This window comes from Xanthobacter autotrophicus, from assembly GCF_029991245.1.
GTDB lineage: Bacteria > Pseudomonadota > Alphaproteobacteria > Rhizobiales > Xanthobacteraceae > Xanthobacter > Xanthobacter autotrophicus_C.
The window spans coordinates 1-16,683 of the sequence record NZ_JAIVFO010000102.1; the positions used below are offsets into that span (position 1 = coordinate 1).

Below are 16,683 nucleotides of genomic sequence, written 5' to 3' on the forward strand. Positions count from 1 at the left end.
CCCCCGCCCTCCCCCGCAGGCGGGAGAGGGAGTCAGTCCTCGGCCCTCACGCCGGGAAGGTGCAGGCGTTCTCTTCCGGGGTCGGGGCGATAGCCGAGAGCGCGGTCTCCGGGCCGGGCACGGCGGGGCCGAGGATCATCAGGTCCCACTGGTCCTTCACCTCGGCCACGGGCCGTGCGGTGACGGTGTACATCTCCTGGATGAGCTGGTGGTCCCAGGCGCGGAAATAGCCCTTGCGCCCCTTCAGGATGTCCAGCTCCGGCTCCTTCTCGAAGAAGCCGATGAGGTCGGCCGCGGTGGTGCTCTTGGTCTCGATCATGGCGCGGGCCACCACCTTGGTGGCCACATAATCGCCCCAGGCCTGGTTCTCCGGCGGCTTGCCGAACTTCTTCACGAAGGCGGCGACGAAGGCCTTGGACTGGGGCGTGGGCACGTCGTGGTGCCAGATCATGGGCCACAGGCCGCCGAAGGTGCCCTTGCCGGCGCCCCAGGCCACCGCCGTATCGAAGCCGAAGCCGCCGAACGGATACTTGAGGCCGAACTCCGAATACTGCTTGATGAAGTTGGTGATCTGGTTTCCGGCGAGGTTGGAGATCACCACATCCGGCCGCGCCTGCCGCACTTTCAGCAGATAGGGCGAGAAATCGGTGGCGTCGGTGGGCACCAGTTCGTCGGCCACCACCTCGCCGCCATTGGCCGTGATGTAGCGCTTGGCCACGCGCGAGAGGTCATGGCCGAAGGCGTAGTCGGCGGTGAGGAAGAACAGCTTCTTGCCCTTCACCAGCCCGTCGCGGACCATGGCCGCGCCCACCGCCTTCACATATTGGGTGTTGGCGCCTTCCACATGGAACATGAAGCGGTTGCAGTCCTTGCCACGCAGGGCATCGGAATTGCCGCCGGTGTTCACGAACACCACCTTGTTGCGGGCCGCGACCTGGGAGATGGCCAGCGCCGAGGCGGAGGAAATCTCGCCGATGATCACCGGAACCTTGTCGCGCTCGATGTAGCGCTCCGCCTTGGAGGAGGCGGTGGCGGGGTTCACGCTGTCTTCCATCACCAGATTGATCTTGCGGCCGTTGATGCCGCCGGCGGCGTTCAGCTCCTCCACCGCGAGCTGCACGCCCATCTGGCCATAGGCGCCGAGCGGGCCGAGGAAGCCGGTGAGCGGGGTGAGATGGCCGAACGTGATTGTGTCGGCCTGCGCCCGGACGATGGCGGGCATGCCGACGCCGCCGAGCAGCGCGGCCGCGCCGACGCCCTTCAGCACCGTGCGGCGGGCCAGCGGGACGGACGCAATGGAGGCGGGATGTAACGTGTCTTTCACGGCGTGGGTCTCCTCCCTTTTGAACCGGCGTGTTGCGGAGGCGGGATTTTCCCTGTCCAACCCGCACCGGGTGATTGCCGATAGGCTCGGCTATCTGTTATCTGTGATCACACATAGCAGACGGGAAACATGGAACACAAGACGGCATCTGCGGACGAGGATGTGGAAGCCGGGACGGAGGGACCGCCCCCCGGCCTCGACACCCGCGTGGTCCGGATCGTGCGCCAGACCCTGGCAGACCAGGTCTATGGCGACCTGAAGGAATTGCTGCTGGCGGGCCGCGCCGCCCCGGGCGAGCGCTTCACCCTGCGCGGCCTCGCGAGCGCCATCGGCACCAGCGCCATGCCGGTGCGCGAGGCGGTGTCGCGCCTCGTCGCCGAGAATGCCCTGGAAGTGCTCCCCAACCGGGCGGTGCGCGTGCCGCTGATGCCGCGTGCCCGCTTCAAGGAATTGCGCCTCATCCGCTGCAGCCTCGAAGGCCTCGCGACCGAGACCGCCGTCCGCGCGGCGAGCGACGCCGAGATCGCGGAAGTGGAGGGCTTCGAGCGCCTGTTCGCCGCCGAGCGGGACAAGCCGGAGCCCGACGGCGCCGCCGCCATGTGCCACAACAAGGACCTGCACTTCGCCCTCTACCGCGCCGCCCACTTGCCCACCCTGTTCCAGATGATCGAGGGCCTCTGGCTGCAGATCGGTCCGGTGCTGAACCTCGATTTCCGCGCCGGCCCCGATCGCGTGCGCCAGGGCGAGGCCCACATCCGCCACGCTGCCATGGTGGCCGCCCTGAAAGCCCGGGACCCGGAGGCCGCCCGCACGGCCCTCGTGGCCGATATCTGGAGCGCCGGCGATTTCATCCTCTCCCGCAACGTCCTGCCGGACTGACGCGGCCTTCGCAGCAAAACCAGAACTCGACTTCAACGGAGAAACGCCATGGACCTCGGCATCACCGGCATCCGCGTGATCATCACTGCGGGCGCCGGGGGCATCGGCCTCGAAATCGCCCGCGCCTTCGCCCGCGAGGGGGGGCGCATCGAGGTGTGCGACGTGGACCAGGCGGCCCTCGACGCCTTGCCGCAGACCGATCCCGGCATCGCCGGCTCCGTTTGCGATGTCGCCGACCGCGCGGCGGTGCAACGCTTCATGGACGGGGCCCTCGGCCGGCTCGGCGGCCTCGACGTGCTGGTGAACAACGCGGGCATCGCCGGCCCCACCGGCCGCGTCGACCAGATCTCCCCCGAGGACTGGGACCGCACCCTGGCGGTGGACATCACCGGCCATTTCAACGTGACCCGGCTGGCCGTGCCGGCCCTGAAGCAGAGCGACAATCCCTCCATCATCGGCCTCGCCTCGGCGGCCGGGCGCTTCGGCTTTCCGCTGCGCTCGCCCTATGCGGCGGCCAAATGGGGCGTGGTGGGCTTCATCAAGTCGCTGGCCATGGAACTCGGGGAATATGGCATCCGCGCCAATGCCATCCTGCCCGGCTCGGTGGACGGGCCGCGCATCCGCTCGGTGTTCGAGCACAAGGCGCGCGAGCGCAACCTGTCCATGGAGGAGGTGCAGGCCATGGCGCTCTCCGCCACCTCGCTGAAGCGCCTCATCCCGCCGCAGCATCTGGCCCATGTGGCGGTGTTCCTCGCCTCCCCGCTGGGCTCCAGCATTTCCGGCCAGGCCATCGCGGTGGATGGGGACCTGCAGATGCTGGTGTAGCCGCAGCCGATGGCTTTTGGCACGCCCCCTCCCCTGCACGCGCGAGACCTCTGCGAAAGCGCCTTGGGCGGCCGTCCTCCCCTCTCCCCTTGCGGGAGAGGGGTTGGGGGTGAGGGGTCGGCACCACGAGAAAACGCCTTCCCCTGAGGATATCGCCCCCCTCGCCCCGGCCCTCTCCCGCAAGCGGAGAGGGCCGGCGTCTTGCACCGGCCGCGTGGGTGACTTTTGCAGAGGTCTCACTTGCGGGAGAGGGGCCATCTCATTTCAAGCCGGGACCCGCGGCCCGACAGCCGATGAGCCTGGCCCGTCAGCCGTGGGTCAAGGACCGAGCCGGGCGCCGGCCACTGGACAGGGGCTGGTCGCGCTGGGACAAGGCGTCTGCGCAAGGGGGCACCGGCATCGTGACGGCAAGGCAGATCATCGCATTCCCGGACCCGCGCCTGCGCCACGTGGCCGAGCCCGTGACCGTCTTTGACCATGCGCTGGGAGATCTCGTCGCCGATCTGCTCGACACCCTGCGTGCTGCGCCGGGGATCGGCATCACGGCCCCCCACATCGGCATTGCGAAGCGGGTGGTGGTGCTGGAGCTTTCGGCCGAGGACGGCGTGCGCTCCTACATCAATCCGCAGATCGTCTGGGCCTCCACCGACCTGATCCGGCATCCGGAAGGCAGCGTGTCCATGCCCGGCGTGTCGGAGGAGGTGGAGCGCCCGGCGCGCGTCCGCGTGCGCTACCAGGACCTGAGCGGGGCCGAACACCTCGAGGAGGCCGACGGCCTGCGCGCCGTCTGCCACCAGCACGAGATCGACCAGCTCGACGGCGTGTTCTGGATCCAGCGGCTCTCGCGACTGAAGCGGGACCGCGTGATCAAGCGCTATGAGAAAGTCCGGGGCGCGCCGCGGGGCTGAGCCCGCGCCGCACCCGTCACGTCTCACGCTTCACGTCTCATTTGGCGAAAAGCTGGCCGAGATCCTCGAAGGCCTTGATTTCGATGGCGTTGCCGCTCGGGTCGCGGAAGAACATGGTGGCCTGCTCGCCGGGCTGGCCCTTGAAGCGGACATAGGGCTCGATATCGAAGCGGGTGCCCGCCGCCGTCAGCCGGTCGGCGAGGGCCTGCCAGTCGGCCATCTTCAGCACCACGCCGAAGTGCGGCACGGGCACATGATGGCCGTCCACCGCATTGCCGCCCCGGTCGGCCTCGGCCATGCCCGGCACCACATGGGCGACGATCTGGTGGCCATAGAAATCGAAATCGATCCATTCGTCAGAGCTGCGCCCCTCGGGGCAGCCCAGCGTTTCGCCATAGAAGGCGCGGGCGGCGGCAAGATCATGGACGGGGAAGGCAAGATGGAAGGGCCGAAGCGAGGTGGAGGGCAGCGACATGGGGCAATCTCCTGTGCGGCGCCTTGCTACGCCAGGTCGATAGACGATAAAAGCTGCGGGAGCCTGACTTCAGGCATCAGGAAAACCTGCGGATGGACACCGAGTTCGTCAGGACCGCCATCGCCGTGATCGAGGAGCGCTCGATCGCCGCCGCGGCGCGCCGGCTCGGCCTGACCGCCGGGGCCGTAGCGCTGCGGATCAAGACCCTGGAGAGCGAACTGGGCACGCCCCTCATCGGCCGGGCCGGTCGCAGCATTGCACTGACAGCGGCGGCGGCGCGGCTGCTGCCCGGCCTGCGCGCCATGGTCGACCAGGCCACCGACCTTCAAAGGCGCGCGAGCGACAGCGGCGGGATCGCCGGCGAACTGCGGCTCGGCACCATCGCCACCGCAAGCACCGGGATTCTGCCGCCGCTGCTGTGCACCCTCACCAGACTTCATCCCGACCTGGACGTGATGATCGAGCCGGGAACCTCCCTCGACCTGTGCGAGCGGGTGCTGGACGGCTCGCTCGATGCCGCCATCGTGGTCGAGCCGCCCGCGCCTTTGCGCAAGGGCGAGCGCTTCAGCCCCTGGGCCGTGGAGCCGCTGGTGCTGATCGCGCCCCCCGCCTGCGCCGGGCGCGACCCGCTCTCGCTTTTGTCCAGCGAGCCCTTCATCCGCTACGACCGCCGCAACTGGGGCGGCAGGATCGTCGACCGCTTTCTGCGCACCGCCGGAATTGCGGTGCGCGAGCGGATCGAACTGGATGCCCTGGACGGCATCGTGGCCATGGTTTCCGCCGGCCTCGGCGTGGCGATCATCCCGGACTGGACCGGTCCCCGCCTTGAGGGGGCGAAGGTGCTGACCCTGCCGTTGCCGCCGCCCCAGCCGACGCGCACCATCGGTCTCTACAGCCGCACCCTGTCCATCCGCCAGGACCTGATCGCCCTCGTGGAGGACAGCCACCGCGCCGGCGCGGGCAAGGCGTGACCGGCAGACGAGGAACGGCCAGCCGCGGCATCACTTCCAGATGCGATCGTGCTCCGCATGGCTTGACAGGTACGCGCCGGGCGCGAAATGCGTGTCGTAGAATTCCGTATCGAGCCGGTGCGCCTGCAGGTAAGTGTTCAGAAACACCGCCGGCACCGTGGCCGGGAAGCGCCCGAAGGTCTGGAACACATAGTCCGCCATGGTCGTGGTGATCTCGATCGCCTCGGCGTCAATGGGCGCCGCACTCGATCGCACCGCTGCGGTCTCCTTGTAGGGTCCGCCGATGGTCGGATCGAAGGGCCCGCCTTTGCCGAACTTGCGCCGGACCGCGGATTCCACCGCCGCACGCATGTCGGCGTGGTGCGGGGGAACATGCGCCTCGAACACCCCCGGCAGGCCGGTGAAATGCGGCAGCGGATTGCCGTCCAGCATCTTGAAGCGGAAGCCGAGGCCCGGCACCGTGGGGTCGCCGCTCGCCCCCAGAACCGTGAAGGGGTTGAGCCCGGTGAACATCCAGCCACCCAGGCCGAGCGCCTGGAGCATCAGCGCCCCCGCATAGCAGGCCGTGCCCATTTCGACCGAGACATCGGTCAGCGCCGTCTGTTCGAGGAAGGACATGGGGTAGGCCACCTCCAGGTTGAGGCGGTGCGTATAGCGCTCCAGTCCGGGAACGGGTCGGGCGTTCACGTCGTCGTAGATGCCGGTGCCGTTCTGCACGAGATAGAGCAGAAGCAGGATCACGTGCTGTGCCAGATCGGCCACCGGAATGATCAGCGTCGAGCCCGGCACGTTCGCGCACCAGGTGTTGTGCCCCTCCATGTGAGGCATCTCGGCAGGGATGTGCAGTCGCCCGTCGGCAAGCTTCACAGCACGCGCGCGCTGGATGTCGAGCCAGTCGGCGATATCTGTCTCGTCCTGCAAGCGGTCAGGCGTCAGGTCGCGCGTCGGCAGGAAGTAGACGCCACTGTCGTCGGTAAAGAAGAACTCGGAGGTGTTGAACCCCGCCGACGAGGGAAAGCTGCGCCCGCCCGCCGCCGTCGTGTAGTTCGGCAGCTTCGCGCCATAGGCCGGATGATGGGAGAAAAGGTTCGCCCATCCGGTGTTGCCGGCGACGGTCGAGATCAGCAGCATCTGTTCCTGCGGATCGAGCGGCTTGGCCGCGTGACGCGAAGTGAAGGCCAGCGGCCCGTCCGGGATCGAGGCGCCCTTGGCGAAGCGGCGGGAGCGCCGCCCGCGAATGGCATCGATCAGAGGAAAGGTCGCCGCCTGCACGAGGCCGCGATGCGGCGAGGAGAGTGTATCGAGCATGATCTGTCCTTGACTGTGGGAACGCCGGAAGCGGCGATGCCGATGCCGGACGGTGGCGTGCCGGGGCGCCTTTCCCGCGGCACCCGGTGCCCGCAACAGGTCCCACGATCCGGCCCGTTGCCGTCAGATGCAGACTCGACGAAAACGGGCTGAATGTGCCACTCATGACGCCATGAGCGCGTCTTTTGCCCCCGCCCGTGTCTCCGTGTGCCTTCTGGCCGTGCCCGAAATCTCCACCGGCGTCCTGAACGGCTTGTGCGAGGTGTTCGTGTATGTCGGGTCCGGCTGGGAAATGCTGACGGGTTGGCCCGCCGTCTCCCGGCGCTTCCAGCCGCGGATCGTGGCCGAGGACCGCACGCCGTTCCGGAATGTGGCGGGCCTGCCGGTCGCGCCGGACCTGACCTTCGCCGAGGCGAAGCGCGCCGACATCGTGATCGTCGGCGATCTGGCGGTCGGCCGGGATGAAGACACCCGTGGCCGATGGCCGGCGGCGGCCGCGTGGCTGCGTCAGCAGCATGCGCAGGGTGCACTCATCTGTTCGGTCTGCACCGGCTCCCTCATGCTGGCGGAGGCCGGGCTTCTGGACGGCGAGGAGGCCACCTGCCACTGGGCCGCCGTCGACCAGATCCGCAGCCGATATCCCCTTATCCACCTGCGTCCCGAGCGGGTGCTGGTCTGCGCCGGCGCGGAGCATCGTCTGGTGACCGCTGGCGCCTCGGCGTCCTGGACCGACCTCGCCCTCTACCTCGTCGCCCGCTTCTGCGGCGAGGAGGAAGCCCGTCGCACCGCCAAGATCTTCCTGTTCGGCGACCGGAGCGACGGCCAGCTTCCCTTTGCCGCGCGCGTGCGTCCCCCGCAGCATGACGACGCTGCGGTGGCGGCAGCCCAGGTCTGGGTGGCCAACAATTATGCCACCCCCAATCCGGTGGCCGGGATGACCCGCGCCTCCGGGCTGGCGGAGCGCACCTTCAAGCGTCGTTTTCGGACCGCGACCGGCTACGCGCCGCTGGACTACGTGCAGTCGCTCCGGGTCGAGGAGGCCAAGCAGGTCCTCGAAACCACCGATATGCCCATTGACGCGATCGCCGGAGAGGTCGGCTATGGGGAGGCCGCCGCCTTTCGCCGCCTCTTCAAGCGCGCCACCGGCATCTCGCCGCTTCAGTACCGACAGCGCTTCCGTATCCGGGAGCACTGATTGCAAGGTCGGTGCGCAAGGGGCTGGGCGCCCTCACACGGTGAGGACGCACTCAGTGCGTTCCACGCCTTTGGGTGCCCGGCGCTGACCGAAGCGCGACGACCAGCCGCCTCGCCCGGCGCAGGGCCGTGAGGGCAGACCCGACGGCGATCACCCAGAGCGCGAATTTCAGGACATCGTTGTGGCCGTTCCAGAGCGGCTCAGAGACGGAAAGGATGGCCGCCGCGGTCATGGTCGCCATGCGATGCTGCTTGGCCATCGGTCCGGAAAAGTCGGCGGGCTGGCCGCAGGCACGGCCCAGTTCACGCGTATAGGCGGTCAGAACCGCAAGAGCGGTGGCGGCCCAGCCGAGATCGGGCGCGCCGATGCCGTATCCGGCACCGACCAGAATGGCCAGGTCCGCCACGCGGTCGGGAAACTCGTTCCAGAAGGCGCCATCGGGCGATTGCTTGCCGCCTTCGATGGCGACCATGCCATCGAAGAGATTGCAGAGCAGGCGAAGCTGGCAGAACAGCGCCGCCGCGAGCAGGAGCAGGAGGCGCAGGCCGCCGTCGGCTGCACCGGCACCCCAGAATGCGATGCCTGCAACAGCCGCCATGACCATGCTCGCCATGGAGATCTGGTTCGGCGTGACCCCGGTGGCGGTCAGTGTGCGTGCGAGGGACCGCGCCCAGCCCGTATTGCGGCTGGCGAGGGGACGGCGATCATCATCCATGGTCATGGCAGCGGCGTTTCCTGAGGCTGTGGATCGATCAGCCGCCGACCCCGTGGTCGGGTGGATGACCGGTGATGGCGTCGTAGATCAGGACGCAGGAGCTGGGCCGGGGGCAATGCGGCAGCAGCGCGCCCGGAACCGCCACGAGGAACACCCCCGCGCAGCCGCGGCCGGCGGCCCACGAAAAACACGACGCCGACCACCGGCACAGCCCACCTCATCCGCGCCCCGCTTTGGCGCGCCACAGGGCGAAGCTGTAGAGCGTCGAATAGCTGGCCGAACTGGTCAGCGGCAGGGCGATCGTCCGGCCGATTTCGGGCGTGCCGCCGATGGTGTGGAAGATCCAGAGCACGATCGCGGAGATCGCGAAGGCGATGAGAGGCGGCGCGACGAGTGCTGCCACTCCGGCAAGGTGGCGGGCGAGCGCCTCGATCATGCCCTTGAGAACCAGCGTGATGCATGCCGAGATGGTGCCCTGGATCAAGGCGGCGACGAGAGGCGCGGGCATCGGATGCGCATGATTGGCGAAGGCCGACCAGGTCCCCATGGCGACGAACGCAAGGGCCATGTGCACGCCGCTGCTGCGCGCGAGCCGGGCCACGCGCGCGCTCATGGGACGGACCACCAGAAGCGCGTCAGGTGGAAGAAGATCGGCGCGGAAAACAGCACGGAATCGAGGCGGTCGAGAAAGCCGCCATGGCCGGCAATGAGATGGCCCCAGTCCTTCACGCCGCGGTCGCGCTTGATGGCCGACATGACGAGGCCGCCGAAGAAGCCCATCACGACGATGACGAAGGCGAGAAGCGCCGCCTCCAGCGGGGAGAACGGCGTCATCCAAGAAAGGCCGGCCCCGATCGCGGTCGCGCTCAGCGCACCGCCGAGGAAGCCCTCGACGGTCTTCGAGGGGGACAGCTTCGGGGCGATCCTGGTCCGGCCGAGCAGCTTGCCCCAGACATATTGCAGCACATCGCTGATCTGCACCACGATGACGAGGAAGGCGATGAGCAGCACGTTGCGCCCGGCGAAGCCCGGAATGTCGAGGCTGAGCAGCGCCGGCACATGCGAGGTGCAGAAGACGCAGATCATGAGCGCCCACTGCACTTCCGCGATGCGCACCAGAAAATGGTCGGTGTCGCCGCGCAATGCCGCGACGATGGGCATCAGCAGGAAGGCGTACACCGGGATGAAAATGGCATAGAGGCCGTACCAGTCGATCCAGATCAGATAGTATTGAACCGGCAGGACAACGAAGAAGGCAAGTGCCAACGCCCAGTGGTCGCCCTGGCGTGTGTCGGTGAGCGTGATGAATTCGCGCAACGCGGCGAAGGAGCAGAAGGCGAAGAAAACCGTCACGCCGATCCTGCCACCCATGAGCGCCAGACCCATCAGGATGACCATCACCCACCAGGCGCGAATGCGGTCGTTGAGGTTTTCGATGACCACGTTCGATCCATCGGCGGACAAGCGCCGTTGCAGCGCGTAGCCGATGACGGAAGCGACGGCCAGAACGCCGAGCAGGCCGGCAAGGACGGCGACGAGGTCGAGGGGCGGCAGGGTCACGGGGTATCGGCTTTCACGGACAGCGACAGGAGCGCCGCTTCGGCGCGATCAAGGAAGGCCTGCTTGCTCTCACCCTCACCCATGTGGAGAGCCGCGCCGAAGGTGACGGTGCAGATCAGCGGGATCGGAACGAACTCCCCCTTCGGCATGACGCGGTTGAGATTGTCGATCCAGGTTGGGACGAGGCTGACATGGCGTCGCATACGGGCGAGATGATAGAGCCCGCTCTTGAAGGGCAACAGGGGGGCGTCGGTGACGTTGCGCGTGCCTTCGGGGAAGAGGATGAGCGAGGCGCCTTCGTCGAGCGCCTGTGCCATCAGCCCGATCGGGTCACTGGTCCGCGCCACGCGGTCGCGCTCGATCAAGACAGCATTGAACACGTCACGGCCGATGAAGCGTCGGAGCGCGGACGTGAGCCAATAGTCCGCGCCGGCGACCGGTCGGGTCTTGCGGCGCATACGGGGCGGCAGAACCGCCCAGACGAGCACGAAATCGCCATGGCTGGCGTGGTTGGCGAAGTAGATCCGCTGCTCGTCGTCCGGCGCCACGCCGTCCCATTTGCCGCGCACGGCGGTGATGAAATGGGCGAAGAGGAGGACGCCTGTACCGACCACCCGGGCGAGGAAGCGCTGCTGTCTCGGCCGGGCGGGCGGCGGCGTTTCCGTTGGGCCGGCGGACACATCAGCCACGGGCGCGCCTTTCGTGTGCCATCTGCCTGCTCGGCATCGCGGGAGCCTTTTGAAGCGGCGTGAAAAGAACGGTTGCCATTCGTCATTTATACCATCGGCCTTCTGTCTTCGACCTATGCCGGAACCGGGCGCGCGCGGGCTTGACCAAAGGCCCGTGAGTCAAGCCCATGGGCCTTTGGCCTTATCGCCCGGGCAGCACCAGCAGGGTCGGCACCTTCGGCAGGGTCTCCCGCGCCAGCATGACGCTGGCGCCCGGGGAGCGCTCCACCTGCCACTCCCGGCCGAGGCGCGACAGGAACCGCTCCAGCCCCCACGCGCTGAAATAGTGCATGGGGATGACGAGGGGGGCGTTGATGGCCTTCAGCGTCTCCACCATGCCCTCGATGTCGAGGGTGTAGGAGCCATCCACCGGCGCCAGCACCACGTCGATGCGGCCCAGCGCCTCCAGGTGGGCGGGGGTCAGCAGATGGTGCAAATGGCCGAGATGGGCGATGCACAGGCCGGCCACCTCGAACACGAACATGGAATTGCCGTCATACTCGGTGCCGGCGCCCCGCCGGATGTTGGTGGGCACGTTGCGGATCCACACGTCGTCGAGGGTCAGCTCGTGGTGCGCCGGGCCCCCGTCCGGGCTCCAGCCGCGCAGCACGTATGGGATCCCGGCCTCGGGCACTTCCGTGTAGTGGGTGTCGTGGGCGTGGTTCATGGTAACCACCCGCGGCACCAGGGGCGGGCGGATATAATCGTTATAGTCGGTGACGATGGTCACGCCCGCGGGGCTCTCGATGAAAAAGCTCGCGTGGCCGAGGAAGGTCAGCCGGACGAGGCCCGCCGCCGCCGCGAGCCGCAATCCCTCGCCCTCCAGCGCCGCGAGGCGGACCGGTGCGCGATCGGCCACCATGCGGGGGCATTTCTCCGGCCGCGCCAGGGCAAGGCCCGGCGCCAGCAGCACGGCGGCGAGAGAAGCCAGCAGCGCGCACCATGAATTGTGCATCGCAACAAGAATGAGGCGGGCCAACCGGGGGCGGGCAAGGGCGTCCATGGAGCCTCTCTCGGATCGCCGCTCACGCGGATCGCGCCAGCGCGTGGCGCGCGGACCCAAGCCCCGGGGCGGGAAGCAGACCGGAATGCCTTCAATTGTCCCCAGTTACCGCGCCTGCGCAATGGCGCTCCACGTAACGGCGGCGTGAGCGCGACCCGGAGCGGGCGCCTGCGTCGCAGGCTGATGGGATAATCCGATCTCCATCTCTGGATGAGAGAGCGATTCACCGAGCAAACGGATTCAATTTGCCCGGTGCGCGCTCTAGCATTGGCATGGGACCACACTAAATCACACGCCTTGAGGAAATTTCACAATGTCTTTCAACCTCGTCATTATTCAGCCTTGGGTCGCCTTAGCGGCGGGCATCCTGATCCTTGCCTTTCCACGCCTTCTCAACGTTCTGGTGGCGATCTACCTCATCATCATCGGTCTCACGGGGTTGCTCGGCCACTAAGGCGCCACCCCGGGCGGGCGGGGGCTGCGGCGATGGCCCCTGTTGATGCTTTGTGCGCTGCACGCTAAGCATCTGCCCATTCCGCACATCCCAGCTACAGGGATCAGCTACATGACAAAATGGGTCTACACCTTCGGCGACGGGAAGGCCGAGGGCAAAGCCGACATGAAGAACCTGCTCGGCGGCAAGGGCGCGAACCTCGCCGAGATGTCCAATCTCGGCTTGCCAGTCCCTCCCGGGTTCACCATCCCTACCGAGGTGTGTACCTATTATTACGCACACGGCCAGACCTACCCGGCCGAGCTGAAGGCGGACGTGGAAGCCGCCCTGGCCCAGGTCGGCCAGCTCACCGGCAAGTCGTTCGGCGATGCCGCCAACCCGCTTTTGGTCTCGGTGCGCTCCGGTGCCCGCGCCTCCATGCCGGGCATGATGGACACGGTGCTGAACCTCGGCCTCAACGACGAGACCGTGGAAGCGGTGGCCAGGCTCGCCGGCGACCGGCGCTTTGCCTATGACAGCTACCGCCGCTTCATCACCATGTACTCGGATGTGGTGCTGGGCGTGAGCCATCACCACTTCGAGGAGATCCTGGAGCACTTCAAGCTCCATGGGGGCCACACCCTCGACACCGACCTGTCCGCCGACGACTGGGCGGCCCTGGTGGTGAAGTACAAGGAGAAGGTCGCGGCCGAACTCGGCAAGCCCTTCCCGCAGGATCCCCACGAGCAGCTGTGGGGCGCCATCGGCGCCGTGTTCAGTTCGTGGATGAACGCCCGCGCCATCACCTACCGCCGTCTGCACGCCATCCCGGAGAGCTGGGGCACCGCGGTGAACGTGCAGTCCATGGTGTTCGGCAACATGGGCGAGACCTCGGCCACCGGCGTCGCCTTCACCCGCAACCCGTCCACCGGCGAGAACGCGCTCTATGGCGAGTTCCTGGTGAACGCCCAGGGCGAGGACGTGGTGGCGGGCATCCGCACCCCGCAGGACCTGACCGAGAAGGCCCGCAAGGCCGCCGGCTCGGACAAGCCCTCCATGGAGCTGGCCCTGCCCGAGGCCTTCAAGGAATTCGAGCGCATCTCCCACGTCCTCGAAAACCACTACCGGGACATGCAGGACCTTGAGTTCACGGTGGAAAAGGGCAAGCTCTGGATGCTCCAGACCCGCTCCGGCAAGCGCACCGCCAAGGCGGCCCTGCGCATCGCCGTGGAGCTGGCCGCCGAGGGCCTCATCACCGAGGAGGAGGCGATCGGCCGTGTCGATCCCGCTGCCCTCGACCAGCTGCTGCACCCGGCCATCGACCCCAAGGCCGAGCGCAAGGTGATCGCCACCGGCCTGCCGGCCTCCCCCGGCGCGGCGGCGGGCGCCATCGTGTTCACCGCCGACGAGGCGGAAGCGGCCAAGGAAAAGGGCCTCAAGGTCATCCTGGTGCGCGTGGAAACCTCGCCTGAGGACATCCACGGCATGCATGCGGCCCAGGGCATCCTCACCGCCCGCGGCGGCATGACCTCCCACGCGGCCGTGGTGGCGCGCGGCATGGGCAAGCCCTGCGTCTCCGGCGCCGGCTCCCTGCGCATCGACGCCGCCGCCCAGACCCTGACCGTGAACGGCCAGGTGTTCAAGAAGGGCGACCACATCACCATCGACGGCGGCACCGGGCAGGTGCTCTCCGGCGAGGTCGCCATGCTCCAGCCGGAGCTGTCGGGCGAGTTCGCCACGCTGATGGGCTGGGCCGACAAGGTGCGCAAGCTGAAGGTGCGCGCCAATGCCGAGACCCCGGCCGACGCCCGCATGGCCCGCTCGTTCGGCGCCGAGGGCATCGGCCTGTCCCGCACCGAGCACATGTTCTTCGATGCCGGCCGCATCCTGGCCGTGCGCGAGATGATCCTCGCGGACGACGAGGCCGGCCGCCGCGCGGCGCTGGCCAAGCTGCTGCCCATGCAGCGCGACGACTTCGTCGAGCTGTTCGAGATCATGAAGGGCCTGCCGGTCACCATCCGCCTGCTCGACCCGCCGCTCCACGAGTTCCTGCCGCACACCGCGGAGGAAACCGAGGAGGTGGCGAAAAGCCTCGGTGTCGACGTGGAGCGCATCGAGCGGCGCAACAAGGAGCTGCACGAGGTCAACCCGATGCTCGGGTTCCGCGGCTGCCGCATCGCCATCGCCTTCCCCGAGATCGCGGAAATGCAGGCCCGCGCCATCTTCGAGGCGGCCATCATCGCCGCCAAGACCACCGGCGAGGCGGTGGTGCCGGAGATCATGGTGCCGCTCATCGCCACCAAGGCCGAGTTCGACATCGTGGACGCCGTCATCCGCAAGACCGCCGAGGCGGTGGAGAAGGAGACCGGCGAGAAGCTCACCTTCCAGGTGGGCACCATGATCGAGCTGCCCCGCGCCGCCCTGCGCGCGGAGGAGATCGCCAAGGGCGCCGAATTCTTCTCCTTCGGCACCAACGACCTCACCCAGACCACCTTCGGCGTCTCGCGCGACGACGCGGGCACCTTCCTCGGCCCCTATGTGCAGAAGGGCATCATCGAGGTGGACCCGTTCGTCTCCATCGACGTGGACGGCGTGGGCGAGCTGGTGAAGATCGGCGTGGAGCGTGGCCGCAAGTCGCGTCCCGACATCAAGCTCGGCATCTGCGGCGAGCATGGCGGTGATCCGGCCTCGGTGGCCTTCTGCCATGAGGTGGGGCTCAACTACGTGTCCTGCTCGCCCTTCCGCGTGCCGATCGCCCGCCTCGCGGCGGCGCAGGCGGCGCTGAAGAAGTAGGACCGGCTCCGGATATCCGGACGGGCCCTGCTCGTCCGGATGCCGCTTCGGCCAGAATACGACGCAAGGCCGTCCGGAGGAGCACTCCGGGCGGCCTCTTCGTTTTCGCATTCCGGTGGCAGGCACCGGAACAAGCCGCGCCGTCGGCCGTTTCGCCTCAGTCACCCTCACGGTGACGCCAACGGTTGAGGCACATCATGCAGGACGCACAGATCGGCTGGATCGCCGCCATCATCATCGGCGGCTTCGCCGGATGGATCGCATCGAGCGTCATGAAGAGCGACACCGGCCTCTTCATGAACATCATTCTCGGCATCATCGGCGCCGCCATCGCCAGCTTCCTCTTCGGCCTGCTGGGCGTGAACTTCGGCGGCTGGCTGGGCTACCTCATCGCTGGCGTGGTCGGCGCATGCATCCTCATCGGCGGCGCGCGGGCGATCCGGCGATAGGCCCGTGCCGCTCTGATCGCGGTTCCGGCGGACACCTGTTGTCCGGTCCGCCGGAACCGGGGAGCGAGCCATGTCACTGCACGAAGGTGTTGCGCAGCGTGCCGATGCCTTCGATCTCGATGGCGATGTCGTTGGACGGCTCCTTCATGACGCCCACCCCGATGGAGGTGCCGCAGGCGATGAGATCGCCGGGGTTCAGCGTCATGTCCTGCGACAGCAGGGAGACCAGGCGCGCCGGCGGGAAGATCATGTCGGCCAGCGGATAATTCTGCCGCTCCGCCCCGTTCAGGATGGTGCGCACATGGGCCGCCGCCGGATCGAAATCCGTCACGATCCAGGGGCCGAACGGGCCGTAGCCGTCGATGCCCTTGGCCCGCGCCCACTGGGGAAAGGTGGGATCGCGGTTGAGGATGTCGGCGGCGGTGATGTCGTTGACCACCGTGTAGCCGAAGATGTGGGCGGCGGCCTCTTCCTCGGACACGTTGGAGCAGGCCGTGCCGATGACGATGCCCAGCTCGCCCTCGTAGACCGTCTTGCCGGAATAGGCCGGCGGACGGCGAACGGTCGCGCCGGGCGCGGCCACCGAGGTCACGGCCTTCAGCAGATAGAGCGGCTCGGCAGGCTCCGCCACATTCAGCTTGGCCGCAAGCTGGTGGAAATTGTTCCACAGGGCGACGATCTTGGTGGGGACGCAGGGGGCTTCCAGCGTCACCTCGGCGAGCGGGATGCGCGCTCCGGTGGGGCTGGCGCCGGAGAACAGGTCGCCCTCGTGGACGAGGATGGTCTCGCCTTCAAGGGTGCCGAAGCCGGTGGTGCCGTTGGCGCTGAAGCGCAGCCAGGTGGTCATGGGTGTTTCCTCGTTGGAATTGTTTGGCGGCGCGACTCCCGCGCACCGGCGAAGCCCTCTCCCGCTTGAGGGGGAGGGTTGGGAGGGGGCGGGGTGTTGGGCCTCTAGAGCGCTTTCCGCTCGCCTTGGCTCACGAAAATCGCTCTAGAAGGTTGCATTAACGCGTCTTCTTCACGCGAACCGGTGCCCGCTTCGCTCGAAAACGCTTTAGCCAAGCGCCTGGAATGCGGAGAGGGCCTGCCCCCCCCCCCCCCCCCCCCCCCCTGCGGG

Annotated in this window: 17 protein-coding genes; 8 read left to right on the forward strand and 9 right to left on the reverse strand. The window is 67.8% G+C overall.

The window, feature by feature from the left end; translation table 11 throughout:
* Positions 1-46: 46 nt before the first annotated feature.
* On the reverse strand, positions 47-1,324 hold the full coding sequence (locus tag K9U41_RS16115; protein ID WP_282641865.1) for an ABC transporter substrate-binding protein: 1,278 nt from the start codon (positions 1,322-1,324) through the stop codon (positions 47-49).
* Positions 1,325-1,453: 129 nt separating this feature from the next.
* On the opposite strand from K9U41_RS16115, the gene K9U41_RS16120 reads away from it, so the two are divergent.
* The 3 genes from K9U41_RS16120 to K9U41_RS16130 all read left to right on the forward strand — a co-directional run bounded on the left by K9U41_RS16120 (position 1,454) and on the right by K9U41_RS16130 (position 3,936).
* Positions 1,454-2,203 (forward strand): GntR family transcriptional regulator, encoded by a 750-nt coding sequence (locus K9U41_RS16120; protein ID WP_282641866.1) that lies wholly within the window; start codon positions 1,454-1,456, stop codon positions 2,201-2,203.
* Positions 2,204-2,251: 48 nt separating this feature from the next.
* Positions 2,252-3,028, forward strand: a complete 777-nt coding sequence (locus K9U41_RS16125; protein WP_282641867.1) for an SDR family oxidoreductase — start codon at positions 2,252-2,254, stop codon at positions 3,026-3,028.
* A gap of 401 nt (positions 3,029-3,429) precedes the next feature.
* A complete protein-coding gene (locus tag K9U41_RS16130; protein ID WP_282641880.1) occupies positions 3,430-3,936 on the forward strand; it encodes a peptide deformylase in 507 nt (168 codons plus the stop codon).
* A gap of 37 nt (positions 3,937-3,973) precedes the next feature.
* Here K9U41_RS16130 and K9U41_RS16135 read toward each other — a convergent pair whose 3' ends face one another.
* Positions 3,974-4,411, reverse strand: a complete 438-nt coding sequence (locus tag K9U41_RS16135) for a VOC family protein (protein WP_282641868.1) — start codon at positions 4,409-4,411, stop codon at positions 3,974-3,976.
* Positions 4,412-4,503: 92 nt separating this feature from the next.
* Here K9U41_RS16135 and K9U41_RS16140 point away from each other — a divergent pair, with 92 nt between their 5' ends.
* Positions 4,504-5,382 carry a LysR family transcriptional regulator gene (locus K9U41_RS16140; RefSeq protein ID WP_282641869.1) on the forward strand — a complete coding sequence of 293 codons (879 nt, stop codon included), beginning with the start codon at positions 4,504-4,506 and terminating at the stop codon, positions 5,380-5,382.
* 30 nt (positions 5,383-5,412) lie between these two features.
* Here K9U41_RS16140 and K9U41_RS16145 read toward each other — a convergent pair whose 3' ends face one another.
* Positions 5,413-6,690, reverse strand: coding sequence for a hypothetical protein (locus tag K9U41_RS16145; protein ID WP_282641870.1), 1,278 nt, complete (start codon positions 6,688-6,690; stop codon positions 5,413-5,415).
* A gap of 220 nt (positions 6,691-6,910) precedes the next feature.
* On the opposite strand from K9U41_RS16145, the gene K9U41_RS16150 reads away from it, so the two are divergent.
* Positions 6,911-7,885, forward strand: a complete 975-nt coding sequence (locus K9U41_RS16150; RefSeq protein WP_282641871.1) for a GlxA family transcriptional regulator — start codon at positions 6,911-6,913, stop codon at positions 7,883-7,885.
* Positions 7,886-7,937: 52 nt separating this feature from the next.
* Here the strand turns inward: K9U41_RS16150 and K9U41_RS16155 are convergent, their stop codons facing one another.
* From K9U41_RS16155 to K9U41_RS16175, 5 genes are all read right to left on the reverse strand, one after another.
* Positions 7,938-8,606 carry a CDP-alcohol phosphatidyltransferase family protein gene (locus K9U41_RS16155; protein ID WP_282641872.1) on the reverse strand — a complete coding sequence of 223 codons (669 nt, stop codon included), beginning with the start codon at positions 8,604-8,606 and terminating at the stop codon, positions 7,938-7,940.
* A 211-nt stretch (positions 8,607-8,817) separates the two neighbouring features.
* Positions 8,818-9,213, reverse strand: a complete 396-nt coding sequence (locus K9U41_RS16160) for a hypothetical protein (protein ID WP_282641873.1) — start codon at positions 9,211-9,213, stop codon at positions 8,818-8,820.
* Positions 9,210-10,160: a phosphatidate cytidylyltransferase gene (locus K9U41_RS16165; protein WP_282641874.1), complete on the reverse strand. Its 951-nt coding sequence runs from the start codon at positions 10,158-10,160 to the stop codon at positions 9,210-9,212. The genes K9U41_RS16160 and K9U41_RS16165 overlap by 4 nt, the downstream gene beginning before the upstream one ends.
* Complete coding sequence (locus K9U41_RS16170; RefSeq protein WP_432715811.1) at positions 10,157-10,840, reverse strand: lysophospholipid acyltransferase family protein; 684 nt, start codon at positions 10,838-10,840, stop codon at positions 10,157-10,159. Before K9U41_RS16170 ends, K9U41_RS16165 begins: the two co-directional genes overlap by 4 nt.
* Positions 10,841-11,030: 190 nt before the next feature.
* A complete protein-coding gene (locus K9U41_RS16175) occupies positions 11,031-11,891 on the reverse strand; it encodes an MBL fold metallo-hydrolase (RefSeq protein WP_282641875.1) in 861 nt (286 codons plus the stop codon).
* A gap of 313 nt (positions 11,892-12,204) precedes the next feature.
* On the opposite strand from K9U41_RS16175, the gene K9U41_RS16180 reads away from it, so the two are divergent.
* The 3 genes from K9U41_RS16180 (at position 12,205) to K9U41_RS16190 (ending at position 15,566) form a co-directional block, all read left to right on the forward strand.
* Positions 12,205-12,345, forward strand: a complete 141-nt coding sequence (locus K9U41_RS16180) for a DUF3096 domain-containing protein (RefSeq protein ID WP_282641876.1) — start codon at positions 12,205-12,207, stop codon at positions 12,343-12,345.
* Between the two features lie 111 nt (positions 12,346-12,456).
* Positions 12,457-15,117 carry a pyruvate, phosphate dikinase gene (ppdK, locus tag K9U41_RS16185; protein WP_282641877.1) on the forward strand — a complete coding sequence of 887 codons (2,661 nt, stop codon included), beginning with the start codon at positions 12,457-12,459 and terminating at the stop codon, positions 15,115-15,117.
* A 197-nt stretch (positions 15,118-15,314) separates the two neighbouring features.
* A complete protein-coding gene (locus K9U41_RS16190; RefSeq protein ID WP_282641878.1) occupies positions 15,315-15,566 on the forward strand; it encodes a GlsB/YeaQ/YmgE family stress response membrane protein in 252 nt (83 codons plus the stop codon).
* 73 nt (positions 15,567-15,639) lie between these two features.
* On the opposite strand, the gene K9U41_RS16195 is transcribed toward K9U41_RS16190, so the two are convergent.
* Positions 15,640-16,413, reverse strand: coding sequence for a fumarylacetoacetate hydrolase family protein (locus K9U41_RS16195; RefSeq protein WP_282641879.1), 774 nt, complete (start codon positions 16,411-16,413; stop codon positions 15,640-15,642).
* Positions 16,414-16,683 lie beyond the last annotated feature (270 nt).

Excerpts from the sequence above, each read along its gene's own strand:
- ppdK (WP_282641877.1), top strand. The coding sequence starts at position 12,457 with ATGACAAAATGGGTCTACACCTTCGGCGACGGGAAGGCCGAGGGCAAA.
- K9U41_RS16135 (WP_282641868.1), bottom strand. The coding sequence starts at position 4,411 with ATGTCGCTGCCCTCCACCTCGCTTCGGCCCTTCCATCTTGCCTTCCCC.
- K9U41_RS16190 (WP_282641878.1), top strand. The coding sequence starts at position 15,315 with ATGCAGGACGCACAGATCGGCTGGATCGCCGCCATCATCATCGGCGGC.
- K9U41_RS16140 (WP_282641869.1), top strand. The coding sequence starts at position 4,504 with ATGGACACCGAGTTCGTCAGGACCGCCATCGCCGTGATCGAGGAGCGC.
- K9U41_RS16175 (WP_282641875.1), bottom strand. The coding sequence starts at position 11,891 with ATGGACGCCCTTGCCCGCCCCCGGTTGGCCCGCCTCATTCTTGTTGCG.
- K9U41_RS16145 (WP_282641870.1), bottom strand. The coding sequence starts at position 6,690 with ATGCTCGATACACTCTCCTCGCCGCATCGCGGCCTCGTGCAGGCGGCG.
- K9U41_RS16180 (WP_282641876.1), top strand. The coding sequence starts at position 12,205 with ATGTCTTTCAACCTCGTCATTATTCAGCCTTGGGTCGCCTTAGCGGCG.
- K9U41_RS16125 (WP_282641867.1), top strand. The coding sequence starts at position 2,252 with ATGGACCTCGGCATCACCGGCATCCGCGTGATCATCACTGCGGGCGCC.
- K9U41_RS16155 (WP_282641872.1), bottom strand. The coding sequence starts at position 8,606 with ATGACCATGGATGATGATCGCCGTCCCCTCGCCAGCCGCAATACGGGC.
- K9U41_RS16160 (WP_282641873.1), bottom strand. The coding sequence starts at position 9,213 with ATGAGCGCGCGCGTGGCCCGGCTCGCGCGCAGCAGCGGCGTGCACATG.
- K9U41_RS16195 (WP_282641879.1), bottom strand. The coding sequence starts at position 16,413 with ATGACCACCTGGCTGCGCTTCAGCGCCAACGGCACCACCGGCTTCGGC.
- K9U41_RS16120 (WP_282641866.1), top strand. The coding sequence starts at position 1,454 with ATGGAACACAAGACGGCATCTGCGGACGAGGATGTGGAAGCCGGGACG.